Annotated in this window: 18 protein-coding genes; 12 read left to right on the top strand and 6 right to left on the bottom strand. The window is 69.4% G+C overall.

What is annotated here, in order from left to right; translation table 11 throughout:
* Positions 1-7 precede the first annotated feature (7 nt).
* The 6 genes from ABZT04_RS27960 (at position 8) to pssA (ending at position 6,396) form a co-directional block, all read left to right on the top strand.
* Positions 8-2,035, top strand: a complete 2,028-nt coding sequence (locus ABZT04_RS27960) for a protein meaA (RefSeq protein ID WP_356059739.1) — start codon at positions 8-10, stop codon at positions 2,033-2,035.
* Positions 2,032-3,003 carry a CoA ester lyase gene (locus ABZT04_RS27955; protein WP_317772595.1) on the top strand — a complete coding sequence of 324 codons (972 nt, stop codon included), beginning with the start codon at positions 2,032-2,034 and terminating at the stop codon, positions 3,001-3,003. The genes ABZT04_RS27960 and ABZT04_RS27955 overlap by 4 nt, the downstream gene beginning before the upstream one ends.
* 5 nt (positions 3,004-3,008) lie before the next feature.
* The gene (locus tag ABZT04_RS27950; RefSeq protein WP_356059738.1) at positions 3,009-3,521 is read left to right on the top strand and encodes a MaoC family dehydratase; all 513 of its coding nucleotides are present in this window, start codon (positions 3,009-3,011) and stop codon (positions 3,519-3,521) included.
* A gap of 2 nt (positions 3,522-3,523) precedes the next feature.
* Complete coding sequence (locus ABZT04_RS27945; RefSeq protein ID WP_355906832.1) at positions 3,524-4,729, top strand: acyl-CoA dehydrogenase family protein; 1,206 nt, start codon at positions 3,524-3,526, stop codon at positions 4,727-4,729.
* Between the two features lie 169 nt (positions 4,730-4,898).
* Complete coding sequence (locus ABZT04_RS27940; protein WP_356059737.1) at positions 4,899-5,555, top strand: phosphatidylserine decarboxylase; 657 nt, start codon at positions 4,899-4,901, stop codon at positions 5,553-5,555.
* A 22-nt stretch (positions 5,556-5,577) separates the two neighbouring features.
* Positions 5,578-6,396, top strand: a complete 819-nt coding sequence (gene pssA / locus ABZT04_RS27935) for a CDP-diacylglycerol--serine O-phosphatidyltransferase (RefSeq protein WP_355907413.1) — start codon at positions 5,578-5,580, stop codon at positions 6,394-6,396.
* A gap of 85 nt (positions 6,397-6,481) precedes the next feature.
* On the opposite strand, the gene ABZT04_RS27930 is transcribed toward pssA, so the two are convergent.
* Positions 6,482-7,600: a glycerate kinase gene (locus tag ABZT04_RS27930; RefSeq protein WP_356059736.1), complete on the bottom strand. Its 1,119-nt coding sequence runs from the start codon at positions 7,598-7,600 to the stop codon at positions 6,482-6,484.
* A 197-nt stretch (positions 7,601-7,797) separates the two neighbouring features.
* On the opposite strand from ABZT04_RS27930, the gene ABZT04_RS27925 reads away from it, so the two are divergent.
* The 3 genes from ABZT04_RS27925 (at position 7,798) to ABZT04_RS27915 (ending at position 10,256) form a co-directional block, all read left to right on the top strand.
* On the top strand, positions 7,798-8,904 hold the full coding sequence (locus ABZT04_RS27925; protein WP_356059735.1) for an ADP-ribosylglycohydrolase family protein: 1,107 nt from the start codon (positions 7,798-7,800) through the stop codon (positions 8,902-8,904).
* Positions 8,905-9,399, top strand: coding sequence for an NUDIX hydrolase (locus ABZT04_RS27920; RefSeq protein ID WP_356059734.1), 495 nt, complete (start codon positions 8,905-8,907; stop codon positions 9,397-9,399). It begins immediately after the preceding gene.
* A gap of 128 nt (positions 9,400-9,527) precedes the next feature.
* Positions 9,528-10,256 carry a Sir2 family NAD-dependent protein deacetylase gene (locus ABZT04_RS27915; protein WP_356059733.1) on the top strand — a complete coding sequence of 243 codons (729 nt, stop codon included), beginning with the start codon at positions 9,528-9,530 and terminating at the stop codon, positions 10,254-10,256.
* Here the strand turns inward: ABZT04_RS27915 and ABZT04_RS27910 are convergent.
* Together ABZT04_RS27910 and ABZT04_RS27905 are read right to left on the bottom strand one after the other, a co-directional pair.
* Positions 10,253-10,738 (bottom strand): methylated-DNA--[protein]-cysteine S-methyltransferase, encoded by a 486-nt coding sequence (locus tag ABZT04_RS27910; RefSeq protein ID WP_356059732.1) that lies wholly within the window; start codon positions 10,736-10,738, stop codon positions 10,253-10,255. The genes ABZT04_RS27915 and ABZT04_RS27910 overlap by 4 nt on opposite strands.
* A gap of 34 nt (positions 10,739-10,772) precedes the next feature.
* Positions 10,773-12,239: an AlkA N-terminal domain-containing protein gene (locus ABZT04_RS27905; protein ID WP_356059731.1), complete on the bottom strand. Its 1,467-nt coding sequence runs from the start codon at positions 12,237-12,239 to the stop codon at positions 10,773-10,775.
* A 150-nt stretch (positions 12,240-12,389) separates the two neighbouring features.
* Here ABZT04_RS27905 and ABZT04_RS27900 point away from each other — a divergent pair, with 150 nt between their 5' ends.
* Together ABZT04_RS27900 and ABZT04_RS27895 are read left to right on the top strand one after the other, a co-directional pair.
* On the top strand, positions 12,390-13,679 hold the full coding sequence (locus ABZT04_RS27900) for an aminotransferase class I/II-fold pyridoxal phosphate-dependent enzyme (RefSeq protein ID WP_356059730.1): 1,290 nt from the start codon (positions 12,390-12,392) through the stop codon (positions 13,677-13,679).
* Between the two features lie 112 nt (positions 13,680-13,791).
* Positions 13,792-14,178: a luciferase family protein gene (locus ABZT04_RS27895; RefSeq protein WP_356059729.1), complete on the top strand. Its 387-nt coding sequence runs from the start codon at positions 13,792-13,794 to the stop codon at positions 14,176-14,178.
* A gap of 36 nt (positions 14,179-14,214) precedes the next feature.
* On the opposite strand, the gene ppk2 is transcribed toward ABZT04_RS27895, so the two are convergent.
* The 3 genes from ppk2 to ABZT04_RS27880 are packed head-to-tail and all read right to left on the bottom strand — an operon-like array spanning position 14,215 to position 16,549.
* Positions 14,215-15,105, bottom strand: a complete 891-nt coding sequence (gene ppk2 / locus ABZT04_RS27890) for a polyphosphate kinase 2 (RefSeq protein ID WP_356059728.1) — start codon at positions 15,103-15,105, stop codon at positions 14,215-14,217.
* Positions 15,106-15,143: 38 nt separating this feature from the next.
* Positions 15,144-15,377 (bottom strand): hypothetical protein, encoded by a 234-nt coding sequence (locus ABZT04_RS27885; protein WP_356059727.1) that lies wholly within the window; start codon positions 15,375-15,377, stop codon positions 15,144-15,146.
* 17 nt (positions 15,378-15,394) lie between these two features.
* Positions 15,395-16,549: an inorganic phosphate transporter gene (locus tag ABZT04_RS27880; RefSeq protein ID WP_356059726.1), complete on the bottom strand. Its 1,155-nt coding sequence runs from the start codon at positions 16,547-16,549 to the stop codon at positions 15,395-15,397.
* A 292-nt stretch (positions 16,550-16,841) separates the two neighbouring features.
* On the opposite strand from ABZT04_RS27880, the gene ABZT04_RS27875 reads away from it, so the two are divergent.
* Positions 16,842-18,701: a M1 family aminopeptidase gene (locus ABZT04_RS27875; RefSeq protein ID WP_356059725.1), complete on the top strand. Its 1,860-nt coding sequence runs from the start codon at positions 16,842-16,844 to the stop codon at positions 18,699-18,701.
* Positions 18,702-18,724: the final 23 nt, after the last annotated feature.

Genomic DNA, 18,724 nt, shown 5'->3' with positions numbered 1-18,724 from the left:
CACGTAGATGACTGAGCGTCAGAAAGACCAGCCGTGGCTGATGCGCACGTACGCCGGTCACTCCACGGCCGAGGCGTCCAACGAGCTGTACCGGCGCAACCTCGCCAAGGGCCAGACCGGTCTGTCGGTCGCTTTCGACCTGCCGACGCAGACCGGTTACGACTCCGACCACATCCTCGCCCGCGGTGAGGTCGGCCGGGTCGGCGTTCCGGTGGCCCATGTCGGGGACATGCGGCGGCTGTTCCAGGACATCCCCCTGGACCAGATGAACACCTCGATGACGATCAACGCCACCGCCATGTGGCTGCTGGCGCTCTATCAGGTCGTCGCCGAGGAGCAGGGCGTCGACATCACCCAGCTCCAGGGGACGACGCAGAACGACATCGTCAAGGAGTACCTGTCGCGGGGCACGCACGTGTTCCCGCCGGTTCCCTCGCTCCGGCTGACGACCGACATGATCTGCTACACGGTCAACCACATCCCCAAGTGGAACCCGATCAACATCTGCAGCTACCACCTGCAGGAGGCCGGGGCCACGCCGGTCCAGGAGATCGCCTACGCGATGTCCACCGCGATCGCCGTCCTGGACGCGGTGTTCGCGTCCGGCCAGATCCCCGAGGACCGCAAGGGCGATGTCGTCGCCCGCATCTCCTTCTTCGTGAACGCGGGCGTCCGCTTCATCGAGGAGATGTGCAAGATGCGGGCGTTCGGCCGCATCTGGGACAAGATCACACGCGAGCGCTACGGCATCGAGGACCCGAAGCAGCGCCGCTTCCGCTACGGCGTCCAGGTCAACTCCCTGGGGCTGACGGAGGCGCAGCCGGAGAACAACGTCCAGCGGATCGTGCTGGAGATGCTGGCCGTGACGCTGTCGAAGGACGCACGCGCGCGTGCCGTCCAACTCCCGGCGTGGAACGAGGCGTTGGGGCTCCCCCGTCCCTGGGACCAGCAGTGGTCGCTGCGTATCCAGCAGGTGCTGGCGCACGAGAGCGACCTGCTGGAGTACGCGGACATCTTCGACGGCTCGCACGTGATCGAGGCGAAGGTGGCCGCCCTGGTCGAGGAGTCCCTCGCCGAGATCGACCGCATCCAGGAGATGGGTGGTGCGATGGCCGCCGTCGAGTCCGGCTATCTCAAGTCGCAGCTCGTCTCCTCGCACGCGGAGCGCCGAGGCCGTATCGAGTCCGGTCAGGAGAAGATCGTCGGCGTCAACATCTACAACACGACCGAGCCCAACCCCCTGACCGCCGACCTCGACACGGCGATCCACACGGTCGATCCGGCCGTCGAGGCACGGGTCGTCGAGTCGTTGCGGCGCTGGCGGGACACGCGCTACCAGCCGCCCTTCAACCACCCGCGCCCGTGCAAGGCGCTGGAGCGGCTGAAGGAGGCCGCCAAGGGCACCGACAACCTCATGGAGGCCACCCTGGAGTGCGCCCGCGCCGGTGTCACCACCGGCGAGTGGGCCGGGGCCCTGCGCGAGGTGTTCGGCGAGTTCCGGGCGCCCACGGGCGTCTCGTCGGCGCCGGTCGCGGTGCCCGCCGAGGAGGGCTCGGCGATGGCCGGGGTCCGCCGCAAGGTCGATGTGACGGCGCGGGACATGGGCGTCGGCAAGCTGCGCTTCCTGGTCGGCAAGCCGGGCCTGGACGGGCACTCCAACGGCGCCGAACAGATCGCCGTACGCGCGCGTGACGCCGGCTTCGAGGTGGTCTACCAGGGCATCCGGCTGACCCCGGAGCAGATCGTGGACGCGGCTCTCGCGGAGGACGTGCACGCGGTCGGCCTGTCGATTCTGTCCGGCTCGCACGCCCAACTGGTGCCGGATGTCCTCGAACGGCTCCGTGTGGCCGGTGCCACAGACATACCTGTCATCGCCGGTGGGATCATCCCCAATGGCGACGCCGAGCAGCTCAGAGCTGCTGGGGTGGCCGCGGTCTTCACCCCGAAGGACTTCGACATCACCGGAATCATCGGCCGCATCGTCGACGAGATCCGGAAAGCGAACAAGCTCGACCCCCTGGAGGTCCCCGCATGACCACGCCCGCCCCCGTGAACCGGCTCCGTCCGCGACGCTCCTGTCTCGCGGTCCCCGGGAGCAACCCGCGCTTCCTGGAGAAGGCGCAGGGCCTCCCGGCCGACCAGGTCTTCCTGGACCTGGAGGACGCGTGCGCGCCGCTGGCCAAGCCCGAGGCGCGGCACACCATCGTCAAGTTCCTCAACGAGGGCGACTGGACGGGCAAGACGCGGGTCGTGCGCGTCAACGACTGGACCACCGAGTGGACGTACCGCGATGTCGTCACGGTCGTCGAGGGCGCGGGCCAGAACCTCGACTGCATCATGCTGCCGAAGGTGCAGACGGCCCAGCAGGTCGTCGCCCTGGACCTGCTGCTGACGCAGATCGAGAAGACGATGGGCTTCGAGGTCGGCAAGATCGGCATCGAGGCGCAGATCGAGAACGCGCAGGGCCTCAACAACGTCAACGAGATCGCGACGGCCTCCCAGCGCGTCGAGACGATCATCTTCGGCCCGGCCGACTTCATGGCGTCGATCAACATGAAGTCCCTCGTGGTGGGCGAGCAGCCGCCCGGCTACCCGGCGGACGCCTACCACTACATCCTGATGAAGATCCTGATGGCCGCCCGTGCCAACAACCTCCAGGCGATCGACGGCCCCTACCTCCAGATCCGCAACATCGACGGCTACCGCGCGGTCGCCCAGCGCGCCGCCGCGCTCGGTTTCGACGGCAAGTGGGTGCTGCACCCGGGCCAGGTCGAGGCGTCCAACGAGATCTTCTCGCCGTCCCAAGAAGACTTCGACCACGCCGAGTTGATCCTGGACGCGTACGACTACTACACGTCCGAGGCCGGCGGCAAGAAGGGCTCGGCGATGCTCGGCGACGAGATGATCGACGAGGCCAGCCGCAAGATGGCGCTGGTCATCTCGGGCAAGGGCCGGGCCGCCGGCATGGAGCGCACCAGCAAGTTCGAAGCCCCGGAGGCCTGAGCACCATGCAGTTCGGACGCACCTACGAGGAGTTCGAGGTCGGCGCGGTCTACAAGCACTGGCCCGGGAAGACGGTCACGGAGTACGACGACCACCTCTTCTGTCTCCTGACGATGAACCACCACCCGCTCCACATGGACGCCAACTACGCCGAGAACACCACGGACTTCGGCAAGAACGTGGTGGTCGGCAACTACATCTACTCGCTGCTCCTTGGCATGTCGGTGCCGGACGTGTCGGGCAAGGCGATCGCCAACCTGGAAGTGGAGTCGCTGAAGCACGTGGCGCCGACCTTCCACGGCGACACGATCTACGGCGAGACGACGGTCCTCGACAAGACGCCGTCGAAGTCGAAGAACGACCGCGGGATCGTCTACGTCGAGACCAAGGGCTACAAGCAGGACGGCACGCTGGTCTGTGTGTTCCGCCGCAAGGTGATGGTGCCGACCGAGACGTACATCAAGGAGCGCGGCGGCGAGCAGCCCGGCCGCCCGGAGCTGAAGCAGACGGAGAAGTAGCCATGGCGCGACTCGCCCAGACCGCCGGTCTCACCGACATCCAGCGGGAGATCCTCTCCACCGTCCGCGACTTCGTGGACAAGGAGATCATCCCGGTCGCCACCGAGCTGGAGCACCGCGACGAGTATCCGCAAGCGATCGTCGACGGGCTCAAGGAGTTGGGCCTGTTCGGTCTGATGATCCCGGAGGAGTACGGCGGCCTGGGCGAGTCGTTGCTGACGTACGCCCTGTGCGTGGAGGAGATCGCGCGCGGCTGGATGTCGGTGTCCGGGATCATCAACACCCACTTCATCGTCGCCTACATGCTCAAGCAGCACGGCACGCAGGAGCAGAAGGACCACTTCCTGCCGCGCATGGCGGCCGGTGACATCCGGGGCGCGTTCTCGATGTCGGAGCCCGCGCTCGGTTCGGACGTCTCGGCGATCACGTCCAAGGCGGTCAAGGACGGTGACGAGTACGTCCTGAACGGTCAGAAGATGTGGCTGACGAACGGCGGCACGTCGTCGCTCGTCGCCGTCCTGGTGCGCAGTGACGAAGGACACCCGGAGGGCACCGCGCCCCACAAGTCGATGACGACCTTCCTGGTCGAGAAGGAGCCCGGCTTCGGTGAGGTCCGGCCCGGACTCACCATCCCCGGGAAGATCGACAAGATGGGCTACAAGGGCGTCGACACCACCGAGTTGATCATGGACGGCCTGCGCATTCCGGCCGATCGGGTACTCGGCGGCGAGACCGGCCGAGGTTTTTACCAAATGATGGACGGAGTCGAGGTCGGCCGCGTCAATGTGGCGGCGCGTGGCTGCGGCGTCGCTCAGCGTGCCTTCGAGCTGGGCGTCTCCTACGCGCAGCAGCGCCACACGTTCGGCAAGCCGATCGCCCAGCACCAGGCGATCCAGTTCAAGCTGGCGGAGATGGCTACCAAGGTCGAGGCCGCCCATGCGATGATGGTCAATGCGGCACGCAAAAAGGACTCCGGGGAACGAAACGACCTTGAGGCAGGGATGGCGAAGTACCTCGCCTCCGAGTACTGCAAGGAGGTCGTGGAGGACGCCTTCCGGATCCACGGGGGATACGGGTTCTCCAAGGAGTACGAGATCGAACGCCTTTACCGCGAGGCGCCGATGCTGCTGATCGGCGAAGGTACCGCCGAGATCCAGAAAATGATCATCGGGCGCAGGTTGCTCGAAGAGTATCGATTCCAGGGCTGATTGTCCGTTTCGGGGTGTTTTCTTCGAGAAGAAGATCACACCCCGTCAACGTGCTTCGGCCGCCGACTCGACTTACTGGCTTAGCCAGTTGTGGCCCACGACCGGTACGATCCCGGGAAAGCCGCCGTCCCCCGTTACAGTGCGGCATCATCCGCTACGAAGGTCATCCATGCCCCACAGCCAAACCTCTGCACCACGCGACAGCCTGGCAGGCGTACGCCTCGCGCGCGGAGCATCGCCGTGGCTCCTGCCGACCGTCGCCACCGCAGCCCTCAGCCTGGTCCGTGCGCGCAAGTCCGGCGCCGCCAAGGCCGTGGCCGTACCCGCCACCGCGCTCGCGGCGGGCATGCTGTGGTTCTTCCGCGACCCCGAGCGCGAGATCACCCGGGGCCGGGTCATCTCGCCCGCCGACGGTGTGGTGCAGAGCATCATGCCGTGGAAGGACGGTCGCACCCGCGTCGCCATCTTCATGAGCCCGCTGAACGTCCACGTCAACCGCGCGCCGCTCTCCGGCACGGTGACGTCGGTCGAGCACATCCCGGGCGGTTTCGTTCCCGCGTTCAACAAGGAGAGCGAGAACAACGAGCGGGTCGTCTGGCACTTCGACACCGAGCTCGGTGACATCGAGATGATCCAGATCGCCGGCGCCGTCGCCCGCCGCATCGTCCCCTACATCCCCCAGGGCACGAAGGTCGAGCAGGGCGAGCGCATCGGTCTGATCCGCTTCGGTTCGCGCGTCGACATCTACCTCCCCGAGGGTGTCGAGGTGGACCTGGAGGTCGGCCAGAAGACGGTGGCTGGGGTGACTCGCATTGACCGTGATTGATCCGGAGACCCAGGCGGGCTGGGTGCCCGAGGCCGACGAGGTGGACGACGAGGAGGAGATGCCCCTTTCTCTCCGCCTCTCAATAGCGGACACCCTCACCCTCGGCAACGCCACCTGCGGCTTCATGGCGGTGTACTTCACCACCACCGGCATCCTGATCCCGCACCTGACGGGCAACGACGAATCGACCGGCATGGCCCGCCACAGCGCGGCCACCGCGGTCATCCTGATGCTGTGCGCGGCGGTCTTCGACCTCTTCGACGGCCTCGTCGCCCGCAAGCTGCGCTCCTCCCCCATGGGCGCCGAGCTGGACAACCTGTCGGACCTGATCAGCTTCGGCCTCGCACCGGCGTACTTCGTCCTCGTCTACGGCATGGTCGCGGACGACGCGCACCAGAGAGTGGCGGCGGTCGGGGCAATCGTGGTGCTCCTGGCCGTGGTGCTCAGACTGGCGCGCTTCTCCTGCGTGACCCCGCCGAACGGCATGTTCCAGGGCATGCCCTCCCCGTTCGGCGCCCTGACTGTGGTCTCCATCGTGCTCCTGGAGCTGCCCTTCGTGGCGACGCTCCTGGCGATCCTGGGCACCGCCTGGCTCATGGTGAGCCGGGTCGAGTACCCGAAGCCGCGGGGCCGCCTCGCGGTGGCGATGCTGTCCTGGATCGTGCTCGGTGTGGGCCTCCTGGCGGCCTGGGCCTTCGACGCCCCGGGCGGCCAGTTGCTCCTCCAGACCGGCTGCGCGCTGCAACTGGTGACGGGCGCGGTCATCCCGCTCTTCGCCACGGCCCGCCGGGTGAACAACTTCCGCGACAACCGGCGCGAGGCGCGAGCGGCGCAGTCGTAGCGGTCGTAGCGCTCCTGGTAGACAGAACGAAGGGCCCCGAGCCACTTGGCTCGGGGCCCTTCGGCGTTCCTCGGGCGGGACTGTCTCAGATCAGGAAGTCGCGGGCGATGTTCTCCGCCACCCGCTCCAGGATCGGTCCCGCGTCCGCGATGCACTTGACGACGTCCGGTTCGACCGAGGTGAGCGGGTACGCGCGGCGGATGCCGGCGTGGCCGAGGTCCTGCGGGGGCAGGGCGAGGCGGCCGCAGACGGCGACGACCTCCTTGCCCTCCGCACGGGCCGCCGCGGCGACACCGGCCGGGGCCTTGCCGTGCAGGGTCTGCTCGTCGAGGGAGCCCTCGCCGGTGATGACCAGCGTGGCGCCCTCCAGGGCGGCGGAGAAGCCCAGGACGTCGAGCATGACCTCGATGCCGGGGCGGAAGCGGGCGCCGAGGAGCAGCGCGCCGTAGCCGATGCCGCCCGCCGCGCCGGCGCCGGGTGCGGCGGCGTACTCGGCGGCCCGGGTGCCGATCGACTCCTCCAGGACCTTCGCGTAGTGGCCGAGGGCGGCGTCGAGGGCGTCCACGTCGTCCGGTGCGGCGCCCTTCTGGGGGCCGTAGACCGCCGGGGCGCCCTTGGGGCCGGTGAGCGGGTTGTCGACGTCGCTCGCGAGGACGAGGTCGACGGAGGCGAGGCGCGGGTCCAGGCCGGAGAGGTCGGCCGAGGCCAGGTCGATCAGAGCGCCGCCGCCCGGGGGCACCGGTTCGCCGTCCGCGGCCAGGAAGCGGGCGCCGAGCGCGGACAGCATCCCCGCGCCGCCGTCCGTCGTGGCACTGCCGCCGACCCCGAACACGATCGTGCGGGCACCCGCGTCCAGGGCCGCCCGCAGCAGCTCGCCGGAGCCGTACGTCGAGGAGGTGAGCGGGGCGAAGACGCCCTTGGGCAGTCGTTGCAGACCGCTCGCCTCGGCCATCTCCACGACGGCCGTGTCGCCGCGCACCGCGAAGGCCGCGCTGACCTCGTCACCGAGCGGACCCGCGACCCGGGTCTCCCGTCTCGTGAACCCGGCCGCGACGGCCGCGTCCACGGTCCCGTCGCCGCCGTCGGCGACCGGCATCGCCGCGACCTCCAGCTCGGGCACGACCCGGCGCAGCCCCGCCGTCACCCGCTCGGCCACCTGCACGGCCGTCAGCGACCCCTTGAACTTGTCCGCGGCGATGAGCACCCTGTGGGTGCCCCTCCGCGCAGCGTCCACCACCTTGCGATCCCCTTGCTCTACGGGCCCCACACACTTCAGGGCCAGTCGCGCCGCTGCGACCTTAACCGGCGGACGCCCCCGCCGTCATGCCCGGACCGAACGCTGGGACCGGTCTGAGTACCCGCTGTGCCGCTGCCGGGCCCGGAATCGGGTACACCGGAGACATGACCCCTGTGGGCACTGACCCGGCGCTCGCGGACCGCATTCTCGGGGGCTGGCTGGGCCGGATCGCGGGCAACATGCTCGGCAAGCCGGTCGAGCAGGGCGACCTGTGGACGCGCGACCGCATCGACCGCTATCTGCGGCGGGCCGCCGCCCTGCCGCTGACCGACTATCTGCCGGAGCCGGCCGGCGAGGACGACGGCTTCGAGCTGCGCCCCGAGTGGCAGCGGTGCGTGCGCGGCCGTATCCACGGCAGTTGCCGTGACGACGACGTCGACTACGCCATCCTCGGCCTCGACCTGCTGGAGACCCACGGCTTCGGCTTCAGCACCGAGCAGGTCGGCGAGCTGTGGCTGCTGCGGCTGCCATATCTGCAGACGTTCACGGCCGAGCGGGCCGCCTACCGCAACCTCGCGGGCGGCCTCAAACCACCGCTGACGGCGACGTACGACAACCCCTACCAGGAGTGGATCGGTGCCCTGATCCGCGCCGACATCTACGGCTGGACCAGCCCGGGCGTGCCGCGCCGGGCGGCTCAACTGGCGCGCCGGGACGCGGTGTTGTCGCACACCGGGAACGGTGTCTACGGCGCGATGTGGGCCGCCGCCCTGGTCGCGGCGGCGTTCACCGCGCCGACCGTGCGGCACGCGCTGGACACGGCGCTGACCGTGATCCCGCCGGGCTGCCGCCTCGCCCGCACCGTGCGCCGGGTGCTCACGCTGCACGAGACCCGGATGAGCTGGGAGGACACCCTGGCCACGGTGTCGGAGGAGACGGCGGGGCTCGGCTGGATCCACACGATCCCGAACGCGGCCGTCCTCACGGCCGGACTCCTGTACGGCGACGGCGACTTCACCCGCAGCATCACGCTCACCGTGCGTGGCGGCCTGGACACCGACTCGAACGGCGCGACCGCCGGTTCGGTCGCCGGGGTGCTGACCGGGGCGGAGGCGATCCCGGGCCAGTGGAAGGACCCGCTGGAGGACACCGTGCGCAGTGCGGTGTTCGGTTTCGACGGGGCGCGGATCAGTGAACTGGCGGAGCGGACCGCGCGACTGGCGGGATCCGCGGCCGAGGAAGCGGCCGCGCCGTCTGGTTACCCTTCCTGAATGACCACCACGCCAGACTTCGACGCCTATCTCGCGGGTCTCCCCCGCATCCTCGCCGGGGCCGCCGCCCTGTTCCGGGACGCCGAGGGACGCGTCCTGCTCGTCGAGCCCAACTACCGTGAGGGCTGGGCCCTTCCGGGCGGCACGATCGAATCGGACGACGGCGAGACCCCACGCCAGGGTGCGCGCCGCGAAACCCTGGAGGAGATCGGCCTCGACATCGAACTCGGCAGGCTCCTCGCCGTCGACTGGGTCCACTGGGCGGGCCGGCAGCCGCTGGTGGCCTACCTCTACGACGGCGGAGTCCTCACCGAGAACGACCTCAAGTCGATCCGACTCCAGGAGGAGGAACTGCTGTCCTGGCGCCTCGTCCCGCGCGAGGAACTCACCGAGTACCTGCGGGGTTCGCTGGGACTCCGAGTCCTGGCCGCACTCGATGTGCTGGACGAGGGGTCGGGGACGGCGGAACTGGAGAACGGTCGGCGGGTGGGGTGAGGCCGGGGCTGGGGCCGGGTGCCCGGAGGGGCACAGATACCTTGGCCATGGGCCGGACGGTAACACCAGGTGCCGGCGCCGCGATATCCGCTCGCCGCCCCCGCCCCCGCCGACCTACCCTCGGCTGCATGAGCAAGCCCCTTGTCGCCCTTCTCAGTGGCGCCGGCATCTCCACCGACTCCGGGATCCCCGACTACCGCGGGCCGAACGGGGTGTGGCGGAAGGATCCCGAGGCCGAGAAGCTCGTGACCTACGACTACTACATGGGCGACCCGGAGATCCGCCGGCAGTCCTGGCAACTGCGGCGCAAGAACCGCACGCTTCAGGCCGAGCCCAACGCCGCGCACCGGGCCGTCGTCGAGCTGGAGAGGTCCGGCGTGCCGGTGCGGGTCATCACGCAGAACGTCGACGGGCTGCACCAGCTCGCCGGTCTGCCCGCCCGCAAGGTGCTCGAACTGCACGGCACCGCAAGGGAGTTCCTCTGCACCGAGTGCCACGCGCGCGGGCCGATGGCGGACGCCCTCGCCCGAGTGGACGCCGGTGAGGACGATCCCGCCTGTCTGGTCTGCGGTGGGATCCTGAAGTCGGCGACCGTGTTCTTCGGTGAGCGGCTCGACCCCGTCGTCCTCGGCGAGGCCGTCGCCATCACCAAGGCCTGCCAGGTGTTCATCGCCGTCGGGAGCAGCCTCCAGGTGCAGCCCGCCGCCGGGCTCGCCGGTGTCGCCGCCGATCACGGGGTCCGGCTGGTGATCGTCAACGCCGAGCCCACGCCCTACGACGACCGCGCCGACGAGGTCGTACGGGAGCCGATCGGCACCGCGCTGCCGAAGCTGCTGCGCACCCTCGTGACCGTCTAGAAAAGCGCCGCCCCGCTCTCGAAGTCCAGCAGCCGCTGCTTGCGGTCGAGGCCGCCGCCGTAGCCCGTGAGGCCGCCGTTCGCGCCGACCACGCGGTGGCAGGGGACGATGATCCCGATGGGGTTCCTGCCGTTGGCGAGGCCGACCGCGCGGGAGGCGCCCGGGTTGCCGAGGGCGTCGGCGAGGTCGCCGTAGGAGCGGGTCTCGCCGTAGGGGATGCGGCGGAGCTGGTCCCAGACCGTGCGCTGGAACTCGGTTCCGTGCAGGCGCAGTTCGAGGGTGAACTCCTTCAACTCACCCGCGAAATAGGCCTGTAGTTGGGCGGTCGCCTCGGCGAAGGGGGTGTCGTCCGGAGTGCCGAAGTTCTCCTCCGGAGGGCGGTGGCGTTGGTCGGTCATGTAGAGGCCGCTCAGGGCGCCGTCGTCGTCGGCGACGAGGGTGAGCGGGCCGTACGGGCTGTCGATCAGCGTGTGGTGCTTCATCGTTTCCGGAGTCCTCATGTCTTCTGCACAACCCTTATACGGGGAGGAAGTTGATCGGGTGGGTGTCCGTCGCCCACAGGTACTGGACCGCGTAGGCTCGCCACGGCCGCCAGGCCGCCGCGCGTGCGGTGAGGGCGGCCGGGGTCGACGGGAGGCCCAACTCCTGGGCGGCGCGGCGGATTCCGAGGTCGGTGGGGAGGAAGGCGTCGGGGTCGCCGAGGGCGCGCATGGCGATGACGTCGACCGTCCAAGGGCCGAAGCCGGGGAGGGAGAGGAGCCGGGCACGCGTGTCCGCCCAGTCACTCTCCACGCCCAAGTGGAGGGTGCCGTCGGCGAGTTGGGCGACGAGGGTGGTGAAGGTGGTGCGGCGGGACTGCGGCATCGCCAACGTGTCAGGGGCCACCGCTGCCAGGGACTCCGGCGACGGGAACAGGTGGGTCAGGCCGCCCTCGGGGTCCTCGACCGGTTCGCCGTGGGCGGTGACCAGACGGGCCGCGTGGGTGCGGGCAGCCGCCGTGGAGACCTGCTGGCCGAGGACGGCCCGTACGGCGAACTCCGCCTCGTCGACCGTGCGCGGGACGCGGCGGCCCGGTGACTTGTCGACCAGCGGCGCCAGCACCGGATCCGTACGCAACTGGTCGTCCACCGCGACCGGATCGGCGTCCAGGTCGAGCATCCGGCGGCAGCGGCTGATCGCCACGGGCAGGTCGCGCAGGTCGCTGAGGGTGAGGCGGCAGGCGATGTGGTCGGACTTCGGGGTGAGCGAGGCGATGCCGTGGCCGTAGGGGAGGCGGAGGGTCCGGCGGTAGGCGCCGTCGCGCCACTCCTCGACGCCCGGTACGGCGGTGGCCGCCAGGTGGCCGAAGAGGTTGTCGGGGGTGAGAGGGGCGCGGAACGGCAGGCGGAGGGTGAGAGTGCCGGGGGTGAGGACGGTCGTCCTCGGGCGCCTGGTGCGTAGTTCGCTCGGGGAGAGGGCGAAGACCTCGCGCACGGTGTCGTTGAAGGTGCGGATCGAGGAGAAGCCGGCGGCGAAGGCGATCTCCGCCATCGGGAGCGCGGTCGTCTCGATCAACAGCCGTGCCGTCTGGGCGCGTTGGGCCCGGGCCAGGGCGAGGGGACCCGCGCCGAGTTCGGCGAGGAGCTGGCGTTCGATCTGCCGGGTGCTGTAGCCGAGGCGGGCGGCGAGACCGGGGACGCCCTCGCGGTCCACCGTGCCGTCGGCGATCAGGCGCATCGCGCGGGCCACCAGGTCGGCCCGCTGGTTCCACTCCGGGGAGCCGGGGCTGGTGTCGGGACGGCAGCGCTTGCAGGCCCGGAACCCCGCCTGCTGGCAGGCCGCCGCGCTCGGGTAGAACGTCATGTTCTCCGGCTTGGGCGGTACGACCGGGCAGCTCGGCCGGCAGTAGATGCGGGTGGTCGTGACGGCGGTGAAGAACCAGCCGTCGAAGCGCGCGTCCTTGGACTGGACGGCGCGTACGCAGCGCTCCGTGTCGGTGTGCATCCCGTTCTGCATACGTCCAGCATCCGATACGGCGTGGACCGGGGCTGGCGGGAATCCGACATCGACCTCGCGTGGCCTGCCGCCGGACGCGAGCCACGCCCTCACTTAACCATTGGTGGTGTCGCGCCCGGCTTTGTAGCGTCGACCTCCGTGGCCCAGACTCCCCCCTCGGTGAACACCGCCGATTCCCTTCCGGCCCGCCTCGACGCGGCCCGGAGCGACTACGAAGCCCTCCTCGCGAAGGCCCTGTCGCTCGACCTGACCCGCGGCAAGCCCTCGGCGCGGCAGCTCGACCTGTCCGCCGCACTGCTCTCGCTGCCCGGTGACCGCCACACCTCCGCCGACGGCACGGACTGCCGCAACTACGGTGGCGCGGACGGGCTGTTGGAGCTCCGGGAGATCTTCGCCGGGTTCCTCCAGGTGCCGGCCGGGCAGTTGCTCGCCGTGGGCAACTCCAGCCTGGAGCTGATGCACGACTGCCTGGTGCACGCGCTGCTCGGCACCCTTCCCGGGGCGGCCCGCCGCTGGGCGGACGAGGAGCGGGTCGCGTTCCTGTGCCCGGTCCCGGGCTACGACCGGCACTTCGCGCTGTGCGAGCGGTTCGGCATCGAGATGATCCCGGTGCCGATGACGGCAGAAGGCCCCGACATGGACGTCGTGGAGCGGCTCGTCGCCGAGGACTCGGCGGTCAAGGGCATCTGGTGCGTGCCCAAGTACAGCAATCCGGACGGGACTTGCTACAGCGACGAGGTGGTACGGCGGCTCGCCGCGATGCCGGCCGCGGCGCCCGACTTCCGGATCTTCTGGGACAACGCCTACGCCGTGCACCATCTCACCGACGAGGAGGCGGAGATCACCGACCTGCTCACGGCGTGCGCCGAACACGGCACTCCCGACCGGGCGTTCGTCTTCGGGTCCACCTCGAAGATCACGCTGGCCGGTGCGGGCGTGGCCTTCTTCGGCTCCTCCCCCGCCAACGTGGCCTGGCTGCGCGGATACAGCGCCAAGCGCTCCATCGGACCCGACAAGATCAACCAACTGCGGCACGCCATGTTCCTGGGCGACGCCGACGGGGTGCGCGCCCATATGCGGCGGCATCGTGAGCTGCTGCGGCCCAAGTTCGACACCGTGCTGCGCATCCTCGCCGAGCGGCTGGGAGACACCGGTCTCGCCACCTGGTCCTCGCCCCGGGGCGGCTACTTCATCACCCTCGACGTCCCCGACGGCTGCGCCCGCGAGGTGGTGCGGCGCGCGGCGGACGCCGGTCTCGCGCTGACACCGGCGGGCGCCACGCACCCGTACGGCGACGATCCCAGGGACCGTACGATCCGCATCGTTCCGTCCTTCCCGCCCCTCTCGGAGATCGAGACGATCATCGACGGGGTGGCCACGTGCGTACGGCTGGTGGGCTACGAAAAGCTTGTGAACGACGGGAGTTGACCCGGTTCGGGGACCGCACACCCCACGCTTCCCAGGTGTGCGGTACCTCACGCCCCGGTTACAAATCTCTCAACCTCTGGTTGCGGGGCGGTGAGCAGTCCACCATGGGCACATGACCCTGGCCGAGCGAGCCATGCAACGACTGGAGGGCTGGCGCGACCTCAGCGCGGTCCCGGCCAGTTGTGGTACCGGGCGGGCGCTGCGGTCCGCCCAGAGCGAGATCGTGCATTTCCACTCCGATCACGATGTGGACCTGCATCTCACGGTCGGGGCCATCCTCCGGTTCCACAGTGACCTCAGTGAGTCGACCGCGATCCGGATCATCCCGGGCTCCCGCTGGGTGACCGTGCACCTGGACTGCGAGACGGATGTCGACCTGCTGCTGAGCCTGGTCAGCGTCGCCCTCAAGGCACATGCGGGCGGGCCCCCTCCCGGGAGCCCGCCCGTGACCGGCTGCAACTTCCACCGGGTGACACTGGTGCCGCGCGACGGCGACTAGAGACCGCCCCGAAGGCGCCGTTCCCTGGAAGCGTTTCTAGAAGACCGCCGCCGTGTCGTCCTCGCCCGCCTCCAGCAGGGTGGCCGCCGCCCCGACGATGCGCGGATCGGGGCTGCCGACGACCTCCTCGTCCTTGTCGGCGTAGTCGAAGCGGGCCAGCACGCTGCGCATGGCCTCGACCCGGGCCCGCTTCTTGTCGTTGCTCTTCACCACGGTCCAGGGCGCCTGCTCGGTGTCGGTCTCCCGGAACATGGCGACCTTGGCGGCCGTGTAGTCGTCCCAGCGGTCCAGCGAGGCCAGATCCATCGGGCTGAGCTTCCACTGCCGTACGGGATCCACCTGGCGGATCGTGAAACGGGTGCGCTGTTCACCCTGTGAGACGGAGAACCAGAACTTGATCAGGTCGATGCCGTCGTCCGCCAGCATCCGCTCGAACAGCGGGGCCTGGCGCATGAAACGGCGGTACTCGTCCTCAGAGCAGAACCCCATCACGCGCTCCACGCCGGCCCGGTTGTACCAGGACCGGTCGAAGAGCACGATCTCGCCCGCGGTCGGCAAGTGCTGGACATAACGCTGGAAGTACCACTGACCGCTCTCGCGCTCGCTCGGCTTCTCCAGCGCCACCACACGGGCACCACGCGGGTTCAGATGCTCGGTGAACCGCTTGATCGTGCCGCCCTTGCCGGCCGCGTCCCGCCCCTCGCAGACGATGACGAGCCGACGGCCGGTCTCCTTGATCCAGCGTTGCAGCTTCAGCAGTTCGATCTGCTGGAGCCGCTTGTGCCAGTCGTACTCCTTGCGCTCCATGCGCTGTTCGTACGGGTAGTTCTCGCGCCAGGTGTCCACCGGGCTGCCGTCGGGCCGGATCAGCACCGGGTCGTCCTGGTCCGTGTAGTCGACGCGCAGCCCCGACAACAGCTCGGTCATCCCGGCCTCCTCTCGATTCGTTCAGTGATCAACGCTGCTCAGTGGAACTGCGGCACGATGAGATATATGCCGTAGGCCACGACAGCCGCACAGGCGACAAAGCACAACCCCGCCTGGGCGATCCCGAGGGTGTGCGTGCCGCCGTCCTGTTCCCGGGCGGTCTCGGCCTGGGCCAGGCCGAGCACCCCCAGCGCGAAGACGACGACCACACCGACGGTCACTCCGACACTCACCCCGAAGACCTCACCGAGGGCGTTCCAGTCCACGCTCATCGCTCGACTCCCTTGATTCAGGCGGCCGTACGGACGTCCTTGGACGCCTCGCCGCGGATGACGACCTCGTGGGTCTCGTTGACGTTGTCGGCGTGCACCGGGTTACGGCGCGAGGCGATCACGATGAACGCGGCCACGGCGGCGGCGATCAGGGCGATCAGGGCCGTACCGAGGTTCCCGCCGTGCTTGACGACGGTCGCGGACACACCGCCGACGAAGGCGGCCGCCGGGAGGGTGACCAGCCAGGCGATGACCATGCGGCCCGCGGTGCCCCAGCGCACCTCCGCGAGGCGCCTGCCGAGGCCCGCGCCCAGGATGCCGCCGGAGCAGACCTGGGTGGTGGAGAGCGCGAAGCCGAGGTGGGCGGAGGTGAGGATCACGGTCGTGGAGGCGGCCTCGGCCGCGAAGCCCTGCGGCGACTGGATGTCGGTGAGGCCCTTGCCCATCGTGCGGATGATGCGCCAGCCGCCGATGTAGGTGCCGAGGCCGATCGCGAGTCCCGCCGAGGCGATGACCCACACCGGCGGACCGGCGTCGTGGCCGAGCGCGCCGGCCGAGATCAGGGTCAGGGTGATGACACCCATCGTCTTCTGGGCGTCGTTCGTGCCGTGCGCGAGGGAGACCAGCGAGGCCGAGGCGATCTGGCCGAGCCGGAAGCCCTTGGTGACCGAGTCCTTGCGGGCCCGGGCGGTGATCTTGTAGGCGAGGTAGGTGGCGAGGAGAGCGGCGATTCCGGCCACCAGCGGGGAGGCGACCGCGGGGATCAGGATCTTCTCGACAACCTTGTCGAAGTGCACCCCGTTGGAGCCCGCGCCGACCCAGACGGCACCGATCAGGCCGCCGAACAGGGCGTGCGAGGAACTGGACGGCAGGCCGACCAGCCAGGTCATGAGGTTCCAGAGGATCGCCCCGACGAGCCCCGCGAAGATCATCCCCGGAGTCACGAGGGTGTCGTCGACGATGCCGCCGGAGATCGTCTTGGCGACTTCCGTGGAGAGGAAGGCGCCGACGATATTGAGAGCCCCGCTGATCAGAACCGCCGTCCGGGGCTTCAGCGCACCGGTGGCGATGGACGTCGCCATCGCGTTGGCGGTGTCGTGGAATCCGTTGGTGAAGTCGAAGGCCAAGGCCGTGACGATGACGACCGCCACGAGGAACGTGATGTGGTCCATCGTTCGATGGAAGCAATCGAAGGCGTACATTCGGCCAAGCCGAAGCCAAATCCAGGCATGGCCCGTTCAACACGGGCGTGCACACACCGCCTTCCGGCCGCCGCTCGCGCTTTCCTCCACTTCATGCGCACACTTCCTTCTTTTTATGGCATGGCCCGGTCAAATCTGCGAAGCTTCCCCCGCGATCACGCGACCGCACCGCGCACCCCCGCGGTCGCTCTCCGGCGCACCCCAGCCGGCCGGGCGACCACCGAGCAGGCCGGAATCCCGGCCGCCGCAGAAGGAGTTCCGTGTGAGATCGACCCCCCACAAGGCTCTCGCCGCCGGCGTCTTCGCCGTCGCCGCGCTGGCCGCCCTCTCGCTCCCCGTCGGTCCCGCCGCCGCGGCACCGGCCGCGGCTCCCGTGGCCGCCGCCTGCACCCCGGCGCAGGTGGTCGCCAACGGCGGCTTCGAGAGCGGCACTTCGTCCTGGACGCAGTCCTCGACCAGTGTCATCACCAGCCGCACCGGGCAGAGCGCCCACGGCGGCACCAGCTTCGCCTGGCTGGACGGCACCGGCTCCACACACACCGACACGCTGAGCCAGAGCGTCACCATCCCGTCCGGGTGCAGCAGCGCCAGCCTCACCTTCTGGCTGCACATCGACACGGGCGAGACGACCTCGTCCACCGCGTACGACAAGCTCACGGCGAAGATCGGCAGCACGACGCTGGCCACGTACTCGAACCTGAACAAGGCCACCGGCTACGTCCAGAAGACGTTCGACGTGTCGGCGTTCGCCGGGCAGACCGTGAGCCTCGCCTTCACCGGTACGGAGGACTCCAGCCTCCAGACGAGCTTCGTGCTGGACGACATCGCCCTCAACACCTCGGGCGACACGGCTCCGCCCGCCGACTCGACGCGCACTCCGGCCGCCCCGGCGTACACCGTCAGTCTGAGCAGCAACACCGCGGGCACGGTCTGGACCGGCCACGAGAGCACGACCTTCACCAACGCCTCGGCGACCCCGCTCACCGAGGTCTACCTGCGGCTGTGGGACAACTACCACGGCACCTGCTCCGCGCCGCCGATCACGGTCACCAATGTCACCGGCGGCACCGCGGGCGCCCTCTCGGTCGCCTGCACGGCCCTCCAGATCGCGCTGCCGACCCCGCTCGCGCAGGGTCAATCCACCACGATCGGCTTCGACTTGGGGATCACCGTCCCCAGCGGCGCCGACCGGTTCGGCTACGACGGCGCGTTCAGCATGATCGGCAACGCGCTGCCGGTCCTCGCGATCAAGGACGGCTCGGGCTGGCACCTGGACCCGTACACGAACAACGGCGAGTCCTTCTACTCCCTGGCCGCCGACTTCAAGGTGACCCTCGACCACCCGACCACCCTGTCGGTCCCGGCCACCGGCACCTCGGTCGACACCCCCGGCAGCAGCGGCCGCACGGTCACCACGGCCACCGCGTCCAAGGTCCGCGACTTCGCGTGGGCGGCCGGTCCGTTCACCAAGATCTCCGGTACGTCGACGGCGGGCACCCCGATCAACATCTACTCGGTCACCGGCATCAGTTCGGCCAACGCCCAGTCCATGCTCAGCACCGCCAAGTCCGCGGTGGACGCCCACGCGGGCCGCTTCGGCGCCTATCCGTACGGCGAGTTGGACGCCGTCATCGACAACAACTTCTGGTTCGGCGGCATGGAGTACCCCGGCTTCGTCCTCGACCTGGTCAGCACCACGGCGCTCACCCATGAGATCGGCCACCAGTGGTTCTACGGCATCGTCGGCGACGACGAGTACAACAGCCCCTGGTTGGACGAGGCGTTCACCGACTACGCCACCGACCTGGCCCAGGGACTGACCGGCACCAACTGCTGGAACAACGTCTCCTGGGCGTCCTCCGCCGAGAACATCACCAACTCGATGGCCTACTGGGACGCCCACTCCTCCCGCTACTCCACCGTCGTCTACGGCTACGGCAAGTGCGCCCTGCACGATCTGCGCCGCACCCTGGGTGACACCGTGATGGCCAAACTCCTGAAGGACTACGCCACTTCACACTGGTACGGCGTCTCGACCACGGCCGAGTTCAAGGCGGCGGCCCAGGCCACCACGACCACGGACCTGACGTCGTTCTGGACCACGCACCGGATCGTCGGCTGACCGAACGGGGCCGCCGCGGTGAA

It is taken from the genome of Streptomyces sp. NPDC005492, assembly GCF_040605995.1.
In the GTDB taxonomy this organism is placed as follows: domain Bacteria; phylum Actinomycetota; class Actinomycetes; order Streptomycetales; family Streptomycetaceae; genus Streptomyces.
This window is presented reverse-complemented; position numbering and strand designations above follow the sequence as displayed.